The sequence below is a fragment of the Georgenia sp. Z1491 genome (assembly GCF_049856175.1).
Lineage (GTDB): Bacteria > Actinomycetota > Actinomycetes > Actinomycetales > Actinomycetaceae > JB111.
Window position 1 is genome coordinate 1 of the sequence record NZ_JBNDNA010000011.1, and the last position, 16,025, is coordinate 16,025.

Annotated in this window: 9 protein-coding genes; 5 read left to right on the forward strand and 4 right to left on the reverse strand. The window is 70.0% G+C overall.

Annotation, left to right across the window (positions count from 1 at the left end; genetic code table 11):
• Positions 1-103: 103 nt before the first annotated feature.
• The 3 genes from ACPYO4_RS11750 to ACPYO4_RS11760 form a co-directional block, all read right to left on the reverse strand.
• Positions 104-541, reverse strand: a complete 438-nt coding sequence (locus ACPYO4_RS11750; protein ID WP_425709429.1) for a phage integrase N-terminal SAM-like domain-containing protein — start codon at positions 539-541, stop codon at positions 104-106.
• 414 nt (positions 542-955) lie between these two features.
• Complete coding sequence (locus ACPYO4_RS11755; protein ID WP_425709430.1) at positions 956-3,388, reverse strand: sugar phosphate isomerase/epimerase family protein; 2,433 nt, start codon at positions 3,386-3,388, stop codon at positions 956-958.
• 535 nt (positions 3,389-3,923) lie between these two features.
• Positions 3,924-8,558 (reverse strand): family 16 glycoside hydrolase, encoded by a 4,635-nt coding sequence (locus ACPYO4_RS11760; RefSeq protein WP_425709431.1) that lies wholly within the window; start codon positions 8,556-8,558, stop codon positions 3,924-3,926.
• Positions 8,559-9,039: 481 nt separating this feature from the next.
• On the opposite strand from ACPYO4_RS11760, the gene ACPYO4_RS11765 reads away from it, so the two are divergent.
• Positions 9,040-9,864 (forward strand): aldo/keto reductase, encoded by an 825-nt coding sequence (locus ACPYO4_RS11765; RefSeq protein ID WP_425709432.1) that lies wholly within the window; start codon positions 9,040-9,042, stop codon positions 9,862-9,864.
• Positions 9,865-9,949: 85 nt separating this feature from the next.
• Here the strand turns inward: ACPYO4_RS11765 and ACPYO4_RS11770 are convergent, their stop codons facing one another.
• Positions 9,950-10,360 (reverse strand): RidA family protein, encoded by a 411-nt coding sequence (locus tag ACPYO4_RS11770; RefSeq protein WP_425709433.1) that lies wholly within the window; start codon positions 10,358-10,360, stop codon positions 9,950-9,952.
• Positions 10,361-10,505: 145 nt separating this feature from the next.
• On the opposite strand from ACPYO4_RS11770, the gene ACPYO4_RS11775 reads away from it, so the two are divergent.
• From ACPYO4_RS11775 to ACPYO4_RS11790, 4 genes are all read left to right on the forward strand, one after another.
• Positions 10,506-10,967, forward strand: a complete 462-nt coding sequence (locus ACPYO4_RS11775) for a cupin domain-containing protein (protein ID WP_425709434.1) — start codon at positions 10,506-10,508, stop codon at positions 10,965-10,967.
• Positions 10,964-11,866: an acyl-CoA thioesterase gene (locus tag ACPYO4_RS11780; RefSeq protein WP_425709435.1), complete on the forward strand. Its 903-nt coding sequence runs from the start codon at positions 10,964-10,966 to the stop codon at positions 11,864-11,866. Before ACPYO4_RS11775 ends, ACPYO4_RS11780 begins: the two co-directional genes overlap by 4 nt.
• A 68-nt stretch (positions 11,867-11,934) precedes the next feature.
• A complete protein-coding gene (locus ACPYO4_RS11785) occupies positions 11,935-13,611 on the forward strand; it encodes an AMP-binding protein (RefSeq protein WP_425709436.1) in 1,677 nt (558 codons plus the stop codon).
• Between the two features lie 25 nt (positions 13,612-13,636).
• Entirely contained in the window at positions 13,637-16,012 is a 2,376-nt protein-coding gene (locus ACPYO4_RS11790; RefSeq protein ID WP_425709437.1) for a bifunctional salicylyl-CoA 5-hydroxylase/oxidoreductase, read from the forward strand.
• Positions 16,013-16,025 lie beyond the last annotated feature (13 nt).

Genomic DNA, 16,025 nt, shown 5'->3' on the forward strand with positions numbered 1-16,025 from the left:
GACCGTCCGCGATCTCCTTCTGCCGCCGTCTGCGTTCCGCACGCTCCGGACTCTCCTTGGTCATGGTCACAGCATGTTCTCCTTCGAACGCTGACCCCACCCCTTACACAAACCATCTGACACGCCCCTCCTGGACGTGAGGAGCGGTGTTCCAGTCGAAGAAAACCTGCGCCGGGTGGGTACCGAAGTACTCCTCGCAGACCCGGTCCCAGCCGTAGTCCGGGTTGCACACGTAGCTCGTGAACGCGCGCAACGCGCAGTGGTAGCTGCGCAGCGTGGAGTGCGAGACGTGCCGGACGGTGCGTAGGTCGGCCGAGAACTCCTCGACCGTCGCCTGCGTCCAGCGCCACGGTTCCTCGTTCATGTGCGCGACGAACCTTCGCACGCACCGCACACGCTGATCGATCGTGGCGAACTGCAGGTTGCGCGAGAGCTGCTGATTCCGCCAGCCGTCCAGCATCAGCTCGAACACGCGCTCCTCGGGCCGCAGCACCGGCAGCGCCGGCACCAGCTGGACCCGACCCGCGCCATCCACCTGCATCACAACACCCCCGATCGGTGGTTACACCTAGTGATTCAATGATGCATCTGTTGAGACTACTCGGATGCTCCTGCAGGTCAAGGGCCAGCCATCGGAGCTCCACCAGACAACTGCCGGAGTTCCGCGACGAGTCGCATCCACCAGCCGAAGCGCGTCGCAAGCAGCGTTCATGCAGGTCAGACGTGTACAGCCGGCGAGGTGCACCGGCTGCCGAGCGGGGGACCCCGGTGATTCATCTGATGCAATACGCAGAGGCCAGAATGACATAATGTACATTATCGGATCGTGGGGTGCTGCGCCGAGAGCGGTGCTGAGGGTCGTCCGTGAGCCGGGAGCCGACCACGACATGGCACTGAGAACGACGTGGGGCCCGCCGAGCTGATGCTCGACGGGCCCCACGGCCGTGCTGATGGATCAGCGGCGCACACCCAGGGTGTCGACGCCGTCGCCGTTCCAGTCACCGACGAAGACCTCGTCGGAGGCCCGACCGTAGTCGAGCTCGATGTCGGCGTTCGTCGACGTCAGCGAGTTGTTGACGAAGAACGAGTTCGCGCGACGCACGGCGAACGTGTCCGTGCCGTTGCCGTCCCAGTCACCGACGTACACCTCGTCCGAGGCGTGGCCGTAGTCGAGCTCGGCGTCCGCCCAGCCCGAGGTGAGGCTGTTGGACAGGAAGTAGCTGTTGCCGCGACGCACCGCGAAGGTGTCGACGCCGTCAGCGTTCCAGTCGCCGACCAGGACCGTGTCGCCCGAGCGGCCGTAGTTCAGCTCGGTCTCGGCCCAGCCCGAGGTGAGGCTGTTGGACAGGAAGTAGGCGTTGCCGCGACGCACCGCGAAGGTGTCGACGCCGTCGCCGTCCCAGTCGCCGACCAGGACCTCGTCGGAGGCCCGTCCGTAGGTCAGCTCGACGTCCGCGTTCCCGCCGTAGAGGTTGTTCGACAGGTAGTAGGCGTTCCCGCGGCGGACCGCAAGCGTGTCGGACCCGTCACCGTCCCAGTCACCGACGAGGACGTCGTCACCGGGACGACCGAAGGAGAACTCGTGGTCCGCCCAGATGTCCCAGCCGTCGTTGAGGTAGAACCCGCGACCCGGCGTCGGCGGCACCGGCTCCGGCTCCACCGGGGGTTCGGGCTGGCCGGCTTCCTGGCCGGTGAGGTACTCGAACCCGGTGGTCACGAAGTCCTCGCCGTCGGCCGCCACGTCGTACTCGAGCACGTAGTACGCCACGGGCGCGTGCTCCTGCGCGGCAGCGATGATGCCCGGCAGGTCGACCTCTCCCTCACCGAGGTTGGTGAACGTCGGACGGCCCTCGCCGCCGACGTTGGTGGCGTCCTTGATGTGCAGGAGCTCGATGCGGTCCCCGTGCTCCTCGATCAGCGCCGGAACATCGACGCCGGCATGCGCGGCCCAGGCCACGTCGAGCTCGAACGTCACGAGCTCCGGGTCGGTCTCGGCGACCAGGATCTCCCAGGCCGACATCTCCACACCGTCGTGCTCGTAGGTGGTGGTGAACTCGCCGTCGTGGTTGTGCCCGAAGAACTTGCCGACCCCGGCGTCCACCGAGCGCTGACCGAGTCGGTTCATCGCCTCAGCCGTGGCCAGGGTGTCCTCGTAGGAGTCGATGCCCGGGGAGGCGAACCCGCCCGAGCCGACGTACTCCTGACCCACGGTCTCGACGAACTCGAGCGTCTCGTCGAAGGACGCCTCGTCGGTGTTGTAGTGCGACGACGGCACGCTCAGACCCAGGCCGTCCGTGAGCTCACGGAACTCCTCTGCCGTGTAGTCACCGAAGGTGCCACCGAAAGGCTCGATGTTCTCGAAACCGATCTCGGCCAGGCGTCCCAGCACCGGCTCCAGGCCCACATCGCCCACCCACGGGGTCAGCGAGAACATCTGGATCGACACATCCTCCACCGGAATCAGCTCAGGCTCGGGCGGTGCGGGCTCGCCGGCTTCCTGGCCGGTGAGGTACTCGAACCCGGTGGTCACGAAGTCCTCGCCCTCGGGTGCCATGTCGTACTCGAGCACGTAGTACGCCACGGGCGCGTGCTCCTGCGCGGCAGCGATGATGCCCGGCAGGTCGACCTCTCCCTCACCGAGGTTGGTGAACGTCGGGCGACCCTCACCTGCGACGTTGGTGGCGTCCTTGATGTGCAGGAGCTCGATGCGTTCCCCGTGCTCCTCGATCAGGTCGGCAACGTCGATGCCCGCGTGGGCGGCCCATGCGATGTCGAGCTCGAACGTCACATACTCGGGGTTGGTCTCGGCGACGAGGATCTCCCAGGCCGACATCTCCACGCCGTTGTGCGTGTAGGTGGTGGTGAACTCGCCGTCGTGGTTGTGCCCGAAGAACTTCCCGACCCCGGCCTCGACCGACCGCTGCCCGAGACGGTTCATCGCCTCAGCCGTCGCCAGAGTGTCCTCGTAGGAGTCGATGCCGGGAGAGGCGAACCCACCGGACCCGACGTACTCCTGCCCCACGGTCTCGACGAACTCCAGCGTCTCGTCGAAGGTGTCCTCGTCTGTGTTGTAGTGCGACGAGGGAACGTTCAGACCCAGACCGTCCGTCAGCTCACGGAACTCCTCTGCCGTGTAGTCACCGAAGGTGCCACCGAACGGCTCGATGTTCTCGAAACCGATCTCCGACAGGCGCCCCAGCACCGGCTCCAGACCCGCATCCCCCACCCACGGGATCAGCGAGAACATCTGGATCGACACATCCTCCACCGGGATCAACTCGTGCTCGGCCTGCGCGGGGGCGTCCGCCGGCTCGGGCTCGGCGGGCGAGGCACTCGCCGCGCTGAGCGCCATCGGCAGCACGAGTGCGCTGGCGAACGCTGCTCCCACCGCTCGGGGTAGCCAACGGCTACCTGGTCCTCGTCTGGTCACGATTCCTCCTTGAGCTCGCATACCTGTCTGGCCGTACCGTCACGGCACCTGTGCCCGAGGGCGGCGGCCACTCCGCCTCACGCCCCTCGGCCGGTCCGCGGCGCAGCGCACGCACCTTCCCGTCCTCGGGTCGAGGCGCCGCTCCGCCGCGGGTCTGTCCATCCAATCACCATGAAGACCAAAGCAACAGGGGTTTCGCTCAGGCAAAAAAGAAGTGGTGTGCCAGGTCTCGGTCGACGCCTCTCCCCCGCCAGTGCCGTGGCGTCGTTGCCGAGTCAATCAGGTAGCCATCGAGGCAGTCCCCTGGGTCGACTGCCTCGGTCGTTATCCGACTGCCTCACCGCACTAACCGAGCCGACGCCGACTATGACGACGGCGAAGGGCGGGCCCCGCACCCATCAGGGTGCGAGGCCCGCCCGTTGGTGAGCAGAAGTCCGCTCAGTGGTGGAGCGGAAGTCCGCTCACTCGCCGATGATCGGCATCAGGTTGCTGGTCAGCGGCGGACTCCGAGGGTGTCGGAGCCGTCGCCGTTCCAGTCACCGACGAAGACCTCATCGCCGGCCCGGCCGTAGCGGACCTCGATGTCGGCCCACCCACCAGTCAGCGAGTTCGACACCAGGTACAGGTTCCCGCGACGCGAGGCGAACGTGTCCGCCCCGTCACCGTCCCAGTCCCCCACCAGCACGTCGTCGGACGCCTGTCCGTAGTCGAACTCCGCATCCGCCCAGCCCGAGTTCAGGCTGTTGGAGACGTAGTAGGTGTTCCCACGACGCACCGCGAACGAGTCCGCACCGTCCGCGTCGTAGTCACCGACCAGGACCTGGTCGTCCGCGCGGCCGTAGTCCAGCTCGGCCTCCGCATTCCCACCAGAGAGCGAGTTCGTGAGGAAGTAGCTGTTCCCGCGACGCACCGCGAACGAATCGCTGCCGTCGCCGTCCCAGTCACCCACCAGCACCGTGTCCGACGCGCGACCAAAGGTCAGCTCCACGTCCGCGTTACCCCCGTAGAGGTTGTTGGACAGGAAGTACGCGTTCCCGCGGCGCACCGCGAGCGTGTCCGACCCGTCGCCGTCCCAGTCACCGACCAGGACCTCGTCACCCGGGCGACCGAAGCTGAACTCGTGGTCCGCCCAGATCCCCCACCCGTCGTTGAGGTAGAACCCACGACCCGGCGTCGGCGGAACAGGCTCCGGCTCCACCGGCGGCTCCTCGTCGTCCAGCTCGGCGATACGGACGTTGCGGAACGAGACGTCGTCGCCGTCACCGTGGTTCTGCAGCCCGATGTAGCCGGAGCTGAGGTCACGTGCCGGGTCGGTCGACTCGAACTCGTTGATGAGGACGTCGTTGAGGTAGACCTCGATCATCGGGTCGTCGACGACGATCTCGTACGCGTTCCACTCCCCCGGCGGGTTGAGCGCCTCGTCCCTGGCCGCCTCGTCGGCGCCCTGGAACGTGTAGATCGCGCCGGTGGTGCGGTCGGGCTCGTCGGTGGCGTCGATCTGGATCTCGTAGCCCTCGTTCACGGCGACCCACGGGTCGTCACCGGGCTCCGGGAACCCGACGAACACGCCCGAGTTGTCGTCGCCCGCCATCATCCAGTCCAGCCGGAGGCTGTAGGCGTCGAACTCCTCGGGGAACCACAGGAGGCCCATCCCGCCCGTGGTGAGGGCGGTGCAGTCCTCCTGCAGCTCGAAGCTGCCGGGGCCGGCCATGTTCCAGGCGTCCAGGCTCGCCTGGGTCCCGTCGAAGAGCGGGGTGTAGCCCTCCTCGACCTCGACAGGCTCGCAGACCGGGGGCTCCGGGTCGTCGCCGACCACCCGGAAGTGGTCGAAGCTCACGGTCGTGGGCTCCGCCTGCTGCGCACCGAGGGCATAGATGCCCGGGCCGGCGTCGCCGACCTGGTCGTTGGTCACCGCGCTGGGCAAGTCCTGCCAGGTCTCACCGTCGGTCGAGAAGGCACCCGTGAAGGTGTCTCCGTCCCGGGTGAGCCGGACGTGGTACTCGTCGGACAGTGGCAGGTCGGTGAGGTCGTCCTGCGGGTTCTGGATCTCGCCGCCCACCTCGCTGCGGAGCTCGACCCGCAGCGGGGTGTCGCTGCCGTTGGTGGCGTAGACGGGGTCGAGCTTGACGTAGTTGTCCTCGTCCCCGTAGACGATGATCCCGCCCTGCTGGTAGGCGCTGCCCAGGTCGGCGCTGAACGTCGTCTCGACCGTCCACTGGTCCCCCGTGAGCACCCGGTTCTGCAGGATGTTCGGCACGGGCGAGTTGTCGCCGGCGTAGAAGTCGGCGTCGGTGGTGGTGACGTTGTAGGCACCGTCCGCGACCGTGGCGAGCTCGGGGTCGTAGTTGATGATGTCCCACCGGCACGTGTCGACGACCGTTCCGTCGAACTCGTCGTCAGCCGAGATCTCCGCGTCCGGGTCCTCGCAGACCGGCGGCTCCGGTGCGGGCTCCTCGCCCCCGCCGGACGCCGTGAAGTGGAGGAAGTCGAGGTCGACGCCACCGGTTGAGGTGACGTAGACGGTGCCGGAGCCCTCAGGGATCGTCTCGAGCGTCGTGGCCACCTCCTGCCAGCCGTCGCCGCCGGAGATCTCGATCTCGGCGAACGGGTCGGCCGCGACGTCGTTCCAGCGCAGTGCCAGGGTGCCCTCGCCGGACGCCTGTGCTGCGACGGTGTCGATCGGCTCGCCCGTCGCTGCGTGGGTGAACGCGATCGGCTGGAACGCGATGTGGTCGCCCTCGTCGAACGAGGTGACGTAGGAGCCCGCGCTGGCGCCGGGGTCGTTCGCGACCTCGATGCCCTCCTGGGAGTTGTACCACTCGCCCTGCTGGACCTCGGGCTTGGTGATGAGCGTGGCCTCGCCGGTGGTGGCCGGGACCTCGCCCTGGGGCTCGTCGGTGTACGTCACCACGAGGGTGCCGTAGATCTTCTCGCCCTCACCGTGCTCGACGGCGGACTCGTTCGTCTCGATGGTGAAGTCGCAGCCGTTGCCGCTGACCTCCGGGTGGGCGTGCTCGTTGTGGCCCAGACCGAACGTCCATGCGACGCGGCCGCACTCCGGCGTGTCGCCGTCCTCGGCGTCGGTCACCGAGACGCTCATCGGGATGTCGTCGCCCCAGTCGAAGATCGCGCCGTCCGGCACGGACAGCGAGACCTCCGGCGCGGTGTTGCCGACGGTGATCGGGGTGTTGGCCAGACCGACCTTGCCCTCGGGGTCCGTCACCCTCAGGGTGACGTGGACCTGTCCGAGCTCGGCGAACGTGTGCGTGACCTGGACGCCCTCGGCGTCGAACTCGCCGTCGCCGTCGAAGTCCCACTCGTAGGTCAGGTCACCGCCCTCGGGGTCACGCGACTCCGAGGCGTCGAAGGCCACGTCGAGCGGAGCCTCGCTGCTGGCGACCGGGTCGGCGGTGAAGCGTGCCTGCGGCGTCTTGTTGTCCGGCGCGTAGTCCACGCGGTACAGGCCGGCGCCCGGGTTCTGCCGGAAGAAGCCGTCGCCGTAGTCCAGGACGTACAGCGCGCCGTCCGGTCCGAACTCCATGTCCATCACACCGTTCCAGACCGGCATGTTGGCGGTCTCCAGGTGGGCGTTCGGCAGGAAGTCGGAGATGCTCGTGACCGAGCCGTTCGAGCCGAGCTCGTCGACCCCGAAGGACACGACGTAGTCCTGCGAGAACTCCGCCAGGAACGGCGTGCCGTCCCACTCCTCGGGGAACGCGATCGTCGACTCGCTGGTCTCGTCGTAGCGGTAGACCGGGCCACCCATCGGGGCCTGGCCGCCACCGCCGAGGGTGACGAGGGCGTCCCACTCCGCGGGCTGGTCGCCCGGGTTGTCGCCGTACCAGATCTGCGGCTCGGTCACCGGCGGGAGCTGCTCCAGACCCGTGTTCCAGGTCGAGTTGTTCACCGGGCCCGCGTCGCAGTCGAAGAACTCGCCGGGCGTGCTGGTCTCGAAGTCCCACTCGTTGTACGCGCCACCGTCGTTGGGGCCGTGGCAGTACGGCCAGCCGCCGTTGAGCGGTTCGCTGGTCATCTGCCACTCGACGAAGCCCATCGGGCCGCGCTCGTCGCTGGCGGAACCGGCGTCAGGACCGTAGTCCGCCCAGATCAGGGTGTCGGTCTCCAGGTCGTAGTCGATCCGGAACGGGTTGCGCAGACCCATCGCGTAGATCTCCTCGCGCACGAGGTCCGGGTCGTACTCGCCAGTGTCGAACAGGTTTCCCTCGGGGATCTCGTACGTCGTGCCCGGGCCGACCTCGGCGTCCGCGGCGATCTCCTCGAGGGGATCGATCCGCAGGATCGCGCCGCGCAGGTCGTTCGTGCTGCCGGCGCCGCGACGCGCGTCGAGCCCGGGGTTCATCCCGGAGGCGTTGTTGATCGGGGTGTACCCGTTGGCCCCCGGCGTTCCTGCCGGCGTGTTGTCACCGGTGGACAGGTAGAGGTTGCCGTCGCTGTCCCAGGCCATGTCGGCGCCGACGTGGCAGCACTGACCGCGCTGGGCCTCGATCCGGATGATCTCCTCCTCGGAGTCCAGGTCGAGCGTGCCCGCCTCGGGGTCGAACACGAAGCGGGAGAGCACGTTGTAGCCGAGCCACTGCTCCCACTCCTCGAGCGAGTCCGAGCCCTCGATCTGCTCGGGAGCACTGCCCTGCGGCGTGGTCTCCGGGTACGGGAGGCCCGACGGCGAGACGCCGTCCATCACGCGCGGCGCGTAGACCATGTAGACGAGGTTGTTCTCCTCGAAGTTCGGGTCGAGCGAGATGCCCTGGAGCCCGTCCTCGGAGTTGGCGTAGACGTCGAGCTGTGCGATCTCGTTCGTCGTCCCGGTGTCCGGGTCGGTGAGCCGCACGACGCCGTCGCGCGCGGTGTGCAGCACGCGCGAGTCCGGGAGCACAGCCAGGTCGATCGGCTCGCCGGTGTCCTTCGAGAGCAGGATCCGCTCGTAGTCGTTCCAGTCGGTGTCACCCTCCTGCACCGGCGCCGCCGGGGGCGGGTCGGCCGGATCGCTCGGTGGGTGATCCGGATTCGCGCTCGCGGCGCTGAGCGTCATCGGCGCCACGAGGACGCCGGCGAGCAGCGCGCCCGCAGCTCGAGGTAGCCAACGGCTACCGGTTGATCGTCTGGTCACGATTCCCCCTCTTGAGATCGCACACCTGACGCGCCGCATCGGTGCGACGCGCGGCCCCCGGGGACGGCGGCAGCTCCGCCTCACGACCCCCGGGGCACCACGGCCGACCAGGGGTGCTCTCCCCCGTCCGGGCAGGGCGCCCGTCGACCGTGGATGAAGGGAGTAGACCAGGCCGTGAGCGTGAGCACAAGGGGTTTCGCTCAACTAAAAAATAAGTCGGCAGGCCCGGGACCAGGCGAACAGCGTCATCCTCCGCGGCCGTCCTCGTGCCGGGCGGCGGGGCGGCGCCACCGCGCGAAGCACGGCACGATCGTGCGTCAGTGGCGTTTGATCCGGGTCTCAGCCTAGATTCCAGAGGACGGCGCGTCGTGACATGTCATGCACTGATCTAGTTCTGAGCCCTGATCTCCTGCATGCGCGGGACCGCCGACAGTTCGAGCCCGGCTCGCCACACACGCCGGGGACCCGTAGCGTCGAGGACATGTTCTCCTTCCCGGACGGAACCGCCGTCCCCGCCGTCGGCCTCGGCACCGCGTCCGTCGACGGCGAGGCCGGGATCGCCGCGATCGCGGGCGCCCTCGACCTCGGGTACCGCTACGTCGACACGGCGGTCAACTACCGCAACGAGACCGAGGTCGGCGAGGCTCTCTCGCGCAGCTCCGTGCCGCGCGCGGAGGTCATGGTCGCCAGCAAGATCCCCGGTCGCGCGCACGAGCGTGACAAGGCGATCGCCGCCGTCGAGGGATCGCTCGAGCGGCTCGGCCTGGACCGGCTCGACGTCATGCTCGTCCACTGGCCCAACCCGTCCGTCGGCCGCTACGTCGAGGCCTACGAGGCGCTGCTCGAGTGCCGCGAGCGCGGTCTCGTCGACCACGTGGGCACGAGCAACTACACCGAGGCGCACCTGCGGGAGATCGTCGCGGCGACCGGGGAGGCGCCGGTGCTCAACCAGATCGAGTGCCACCCGCTGCTCCCCCAGCGACGGATGCTCGACGTGCACCGCGAGCTCGGCATCCTCACGCAGGCCTGGAGCCCGCTCGGCAAGGCGTCGGCGCCCTACGACGCGGAGCCCGTCGAGCGGGCCGCGCACACGCACGGGGTCACCGCCGCCCAGGTCATCCTGCGCTGGCACCTCGAGCGCGGCGTCATGCCGATCCCGAAGTCGATGCACGCCGAGCGTCAGCGGGCGAACCTCGACGTAGGGTCCTTCTCGCTCACGCCGGACGAGGTCGAGGCCGTCAGCGCGCTCGAGGTCGCGGACGGACGCCTGTTCGACGGGGACCCCGACACGCACGAGGAGATGTAGCCGGCCCGCATCCGCGCCGGCCCGCGGCCGGGCTCAGCCCCGCGGCGGGGCCGAGGTCCGCTCCGGCATCGGCCCGCGGCCTCGCTCAGTCGTCGCTGCCCGAGCCCAGGTGGGCGACCGCCTCGATCTCGATGACGGCCTCCTTCTGCCACAGGCGCGTGACGCCGAGCCCGGCCATCGCCGGGTAGTCGCGGCCTGCCATCTCGCGCCAGATCCGTCCGATCTCGCGGCCGTTGGCCATGTAGTCGTCGACGTCGGTGAGGTAGAGCCGGACCGAGGTGAGGTCCGCGGGCGACCCGCCGGCCTCGGCGAGCGTGGTGAGCACGTTCGAGAAGGCCTGGCGGAACTGCTCGACGACCCCTCCCGGGACGATCCGACCGTCCTTGTCGAGTGCGGTCTGACCACCGAGGTAGACGACGCCGTCCGCCTCGATGCCGTGCGCGTAGCCGGAGGGGTCGGCCATGGACGAGGGGTTCACGGTGCGGCGGCGGGCCATGTGCTGCTCCTTCACGTAGCGGGTGGGACCGGGTTCTTCCGCGTGCTGGGACCCGGTGCTATATTGAGCATACGTGACGGTCGGCAGATTGACGATATGCCGATCGAGCCCATCGCTGTCGCTGGTCTCACCCGGAAGGACACCCATGACATCTCCGGAACCCACGGATGCCGCCCCGACGGTCGGTCCCGACGTCGTCCCCGTCGTCACCCGCGCCGGTGAGGAGGACACCGCGACGATGCAGTCCGGCGACGCCGTCCGGGTCTCCGGCGTCGGGCCGCAGCACACCCCGGCCACGAGGATCTGGTTCGGTCAGGTGTCGAACGCGCCCGGCTACCGCTCTCCCCCGCACCACCACGGTGAGGCCGAGACCGGCGGCTACGTGCTGCGCGGGCACGGCCGCATCTACTTCGGCGAGGGCTACCGGGAGTTCCTCGACATGACCGCCGGCGACTGGGTGTTCGTCCCGCCCTACATGCCGCACGTCGAGGCGAACATGTCGATCACCGAGGACCTGGTCTGGCTCACCGCACGGACGCCCGACAACATCGTCATCAACCTCGACGAGGTGCCGGACGAGTCGCTTCAGGGGTACCGCCGACCATGACGGGCGCGACGAGCTCGGTGCTGCTCGGCGCCCTGGAGCTGACGGCCGCCGAGCGCGAGGGCGCCGACGAGGCCTGGACCGCGGTGACGGGTCCGTGCCCGTGGCCCAAGGCGTACGGCGGGGACATGGTCGCGCAGGCGTCGCTCGCCGCCATGCGGTCCGTCGACCCGGGCCGCGTGCTGCACTCGATGCACGGCTACTTCATGCGTCCCGTCGAGATCGGCCGACCCGTCCGGTACGAGGTCGACCGCACCCGCGACGGCCGGGGCTTCTCCACCCGGCAGGTGCGCGGCATCCAGGCGGGCAAGGTCGCCTTCCTCATGATGGCGTCCTTCCAGGTCCTGGCGGCGGGCCCGGAGGTCGCCGCGCCGGCACCCCCGGACGTCTCGGGGCCCGAGACCCTGCCGTCGTCCGCCGACGTGCTGGCACCGGTCGAGCCGGGCACGCCCGCCGCGGGCTCGATGACCGCCGAGGCGAAGGAGTACTGGAGCCGAGGGCGCAGCTTCGACATGCGCCACGTCCCCGGCCCCGTCTACCTCGAGGTGGAGGGCGGACGCACGCGGCACCAGGCCGTGTGGGTCCGCGCGTTCGAGACCCTGCCGGACGACGACCTCCTCCACCGCGCCGCCCTCGCCTACGTCTGCGACTACACGATCATCGAGCCGATCCTCAGGGCGGCCGGGCTCCCGTGGGCGGAGCCCGGGCTCGTCACGGCGAGCCTCGACCACGCGATGTGGTTCCACCGGGCCGCGCGCGTCGACGACTGGCTCCTGTACGCCCAGGAGGCCGTCTCCGCACAGGACGGGCGCGGCCTCGCCACCGGACGCTTCTTCGACCGCGACGGCCGGCTCGTCGCGACCGTCGTGCAGGAGGCCCTCGTCCGCCCACCTGCCGACTGACCCACCCGGGTCGAGGGTCGGCGACGGCGCCACCCCTTGCCCCTCCCCTCTGAGAGGACCCTGCACGGATGGACCTGACCCCGTCGTCGCACGTCGACACCTTTGCGCGCGACCACCTCCCGCCCCGCGAGCTGTGGCCGACCTTCGAGTTCACCCTGCCCGAGCTGCAGTTCCCCGACCGACTCAACGCGGCCGTCGAGCTCCTCGACCGGCAGGTCGAGCGATGGGGCCCGGACCGGGTCGCCCTGCGCACACCCGCCGGCGAGACGTGGACCTACGGCGAGCTGCGGCTCCGGTCCGACCAGGTCGCCCAGGTGCTGACCGAGGACCTCGGCGTCGTCCCGGGCAACCGGGTCGTCCTGCGCTCACCGAACAACCCGTGGACCGTGGCTGCATGGCTCGGGGTCCTCAAGGCGGGAGGCGTCGTCGTCACCACCATGCACGCGCTGCGCGCCGCGGAGATCGGCCAGCTCATCGAGGCGACGCGGCCCTCGGTCGCGCTCGTCGACGAGCGCTTCGCGGAGGATCTCGACACGGCCGTCGCCCGCTCGGGCGCGGACGTCGCGGTGCTCCGGTACGGGGGCGACGGGCCGGAGGACCTCACCGTCAGGTGCGCGGCGAAGGACGGCGTGTTCGACGCCGTCCAGACGGCGGCGGACGACGTCGCCCTGCTCGGTCCCACCTCGGGCACGACGGGCGTCCCGAAGATCACGATGCACTTCCACCGCGACATCCTGGCCAACGCGGAGACGTTCGGCCGCCACGTCCTGCGGCCGGAGCCCGAGGACCTGTTCACCGCCACGGCCCCGTTCGCCTTCACCTTCGGGCTCGGTGCGCTCGTCGTGTTCCCCCTGCGCTTCGGCGCCTCGTCCCTGCTCCTGGAGAAGGCGGCCCCGCTGGAGTTCGCGGAGCACGTCCGGGCGTCCGGCGCGACCGTCATCTTCAGCGCCCCCACGGCCTACCGCGCGATCCTGCGCGAGGGGCGGGAGGACCTCCTGGCCGGGGTGCGCACCGCCGTCTCGGCCGGCGAGCACCTGCCGGCCCCGGACTGGGAGGAGATGCGGCGGCGCACCGGGCTCGAGGTGATCGACGGCATCGGCTCGACCGAGCTCCTGCACATCTTCGTCTCCTCCCCGGTCGGGGAGATCCGGCCGGGAGCCACCGGCCGCCCCGTCCCCGGGTACCGGGCCACGATCCTCGACGACGACGGTCACGAGGTCGGTCCCGACGTCGCTGGCCGGCTGGCCGTCATCGGCCCGACCGGCTGCCGCTACCTCGACGACCCGCGCCAGGCCGCGTACGTGGTCAACGGGTGGAACGTCACCGGTGACACCTTCTCCCGCGACGCCGACGGCTACTTCCACTACCAGGCGCGTCGGGACGACATGATCGTCAGCTCCGGCTACAACATCGCCGGGCCGGAGGTCGAGACGGCGCTCTCCCGGCACGACGACGTCCTGGAGTCCGCGGTGGTCGGGCGCCCCGACGAGGCGCGCGGCACGGTGGTGTGCGCGTTCGTCGTCCTGCGCGAGGGTGTGGTCGGCGACGACGGCAAGCGCCGTGAGCTCCAGGACTTCGTCAAGCAGACGATCGCGCCGTACAAGTACCCGCGCGACGTGCGGTTCGTCGACGTCCTGCCGCGCAACCCGAGCGGCAAGCTCCAGCACTTCCGTCTGCGCCAGGAGCTGGCGGAGCAGGCGGCGCGCCCTGCGTCGCCCGCGTCCGCCCCCGTCTCCGGTTCCTGATCCTCGCCCCGAAAGGACGTCAGCCATGAAGATCGCCGTGATCGGCGGTGGGCCCGGAGGACTGTACTTCGCGGCCCTGATGAAGCAGCTCGACGCCGCTCACGAGGTCGTCGTCTACGAGCGGAACCGGGCGGACGACACGTTCGGGTTCGGCGTCGTCTTCTCCGACGAGACCCTGGGCGGGATCGAGAATGCCGACCCCACGGTGGCGGCGGCGATGACCAGCCAGTTCGCCCACTGGAGCGACATCGACGTGCACTACCGCGGCGAGGTCGTCACCGTCGGCGGACAGGGCTTCGCGGCGATGGGGCGCAAGGAGCTGCTCCGGCTCCTGCAGCAGCGGTGCGCGGACCTCGACGTCGACGTCCGCTTCAGCACGACGGCGCCGGACGTGGCGGAGCTCGCCGCGGCCAACGACCTCGTGCTCGCGGCCGACGGCGTGAACTCGGCGGTCCGTGGGCGCTACACCTCCTCGTTCGGTCCGGACGTGCACACGGGCCGCTCGAAGTTCATCTGGTTGGGCACCGACAAGGTCTTCGAGGCGTTCACGTTCATCATCAGGGAGACGCCGTGGGGCGTCATGCAGATCCACGGCTACCCCTACTCCGCGGACCGCTCGACCTTCATCGTCGAGATGGACGAGACCACGTGGCGCCGAGCAGGCTTCGACGTGACCGAGGACGCCGTCCTGAAGCCGGGCGAGAGCGACGAGCACGCGATCGCCCGGATCCGGGAGATCTTCGGCGAGGACCTCGGCGGCCACCAGGTGCTCGCCAACAACTCCAGGTGGATCAGCTTCCCCACCGTGCGCAACGAGTCCTGGCGGCACGAGAACGTCATCCTCCTGGGGGACGCCGCGCACACCGCACACTTCTCCATCGGCTCCGGCACCAAGCTGGCGATGGAGGACTCCCTCGCGCTGGCCGCGTGCCTGCACGAGAACGCCGACCTCCCCACCGCGCTCGCCGCGTACGAGGAGGAGCGGCGCCCGGTCGTGGAGTCCACGCAGCGGGCCGCCGAGGCCTCGCGCGGCTGGTTCGAGTCGATCCACCGGTACGTCGGGCAGGACCCGGACCAGTTCGCCTTCAACCTGCTCACCCGCTCCCGGCGCATCACCCAGGCCAACCTCGAGCTCCGCGACCCGGACTTCGCGCACCGGATCGACGCGGCGTTCGCCGAGCGGGTCGGGGCGACGGAGGTCGTGCCGGCCATGTTCCAGCCCCACCGCATCGGGTCCCTCGAGCTGCGCAACCGGATCGTCGTCTCGGCGATGGACATGTACTCCGCCGTCGACGGCGTGCCCCAGGACCTCCACCTCGTCCACCTCGGGTCGAAGGCCATGGGCGGGGCCGGCCTCGTGATGACGGAGATGGTCTGCACCTCGGCGGACGGACGGATCACGCCCGGGTGCACCGGGCTCTACACGGACGCCCAGCGTGACGCGTGGGGGCGGGTCGTCGACTACGTGCACGCGCACAGCCGGGCCGCGATCGGCGTGCAGCTGGGCCACTCCGGCCGCAAGGGCTCGACCCGGCTGATGTGGGAGGGCATCGACGAGCCGCTCGAGTCGCACAACTGGGAGACCGTGGCCCCCTCCCCGATCCCGTACGGCCCGGGCAACGCCGCCCCCCGGGAGATCACCCGCGCCGAGATGGACGAGATCCGCGAGGACTTCGTCGCGGCGACGCGCCGAGCCGCCGAGGCCGGGTTCGACCTCGTCGAGGTCCACCTCGCCCACGGCTACCTCCTGTCCTCGTTCCTCTCCCCGGTGTCGAACCGACGCACCGACTCCTACGGCGGCAGCCTCGAGAACCGGCTGCGCTACCCGCTCGAGGTCGTCGACGCGGTCCGCAGCGCCTGGCCCGCCGACCGTCCGCTGCTCGCGCGCATCTCCGCCGTCGACTGGCTGCCGGACGGCAACACCGACGACGACGCCGTCACGATCGCCCGGGCGCTGATCGCGCACGGCGTGGACGGGATCGACGTCTCCAGCGGCCAGGTGGCCAAGGAGGAGCGGCCGCGGTTCGGGCGCAGCTACCAGACGCCGTTCGCGGACCGCATCCGCAACGAGGTGGCGGCGCCGGCGGGCGCCACCGTCATCGCGGTGGGCGCGATCTCCTCCTACGACGACGTGAACTCCATCCTGCTCGCCGGCCGTGCCGACCTGTGCGCGCTGGGTCGGACGCATCTCTACGACCCGCAGTGGACGCTCCACGCCGCGGCCGAGCAGGAGTACACCGGGCCGGCGGTCACCTGGCCGCCGCAGTTCCGGGCCGGGCGCCGCAGGCCGCCGACCGCGCGGACCGACGCCGTCCGTCCGCGGCTGTCGCTGCTGCGCGACCAGGACAGCGACGCCGGGACCCACCGACGATGGGCGCCGAGGTCGCCGAGCCGCGCGTGAGCGCCCGCGCGGG

Coding starts and splice junctions, on each gene's coding strand:
- ACPYO4_RS11750 (WP_425709429.1), bottom strand. CDS start 541: ATGCAGGTGGATGGCGCGGGTCGGGTCCAGCTGGTGCCGGCGCTGCCG.
- ACPYO4_RS11765 (WP_425709432.1), top strand. CDS start 9,040: ATGTTCTCCTTCCCGGACGGAACCGCCGTCCCCGCCGTCGGCCTCGGC.
- ACPYO4_RS11770 (WP_425709433.1), bottom strand. CDS start 10,360: ATGGCCCGCCGCCGCACCGTGAACCCCTCGTCCATGGCCGACCCCTCC.
- ACPYO4_RS11775 (WP_425709434.1), top strand. CDS start 10,506: ATGACATCTCCGGAACCCACGGATGCCGCCCCGACGGTCGGTCCCGAC.
- ACPYO4_RS11780 (WP_425709435.1), top strand. CDS start 10,964: ATGACGGGCGCGACGAGCTCGGTGCTGCTCGGCGCCCTGGAGCTGACG.
- ACPYO4_RS11785 (WP_425709436.1), top strand. CDS start 11,935: ATGGACCTGACCCCGTCGTCGCACGTCGACACCTTTGCGCGCGACCAC.
- ACPYO4_RS11790 (WP_425709437.1), top strand. CDS start 13,637: ATGAAGATCGCCGTGATCGGCGGTGGGCCCGGAGGACTGTACTTCGCG.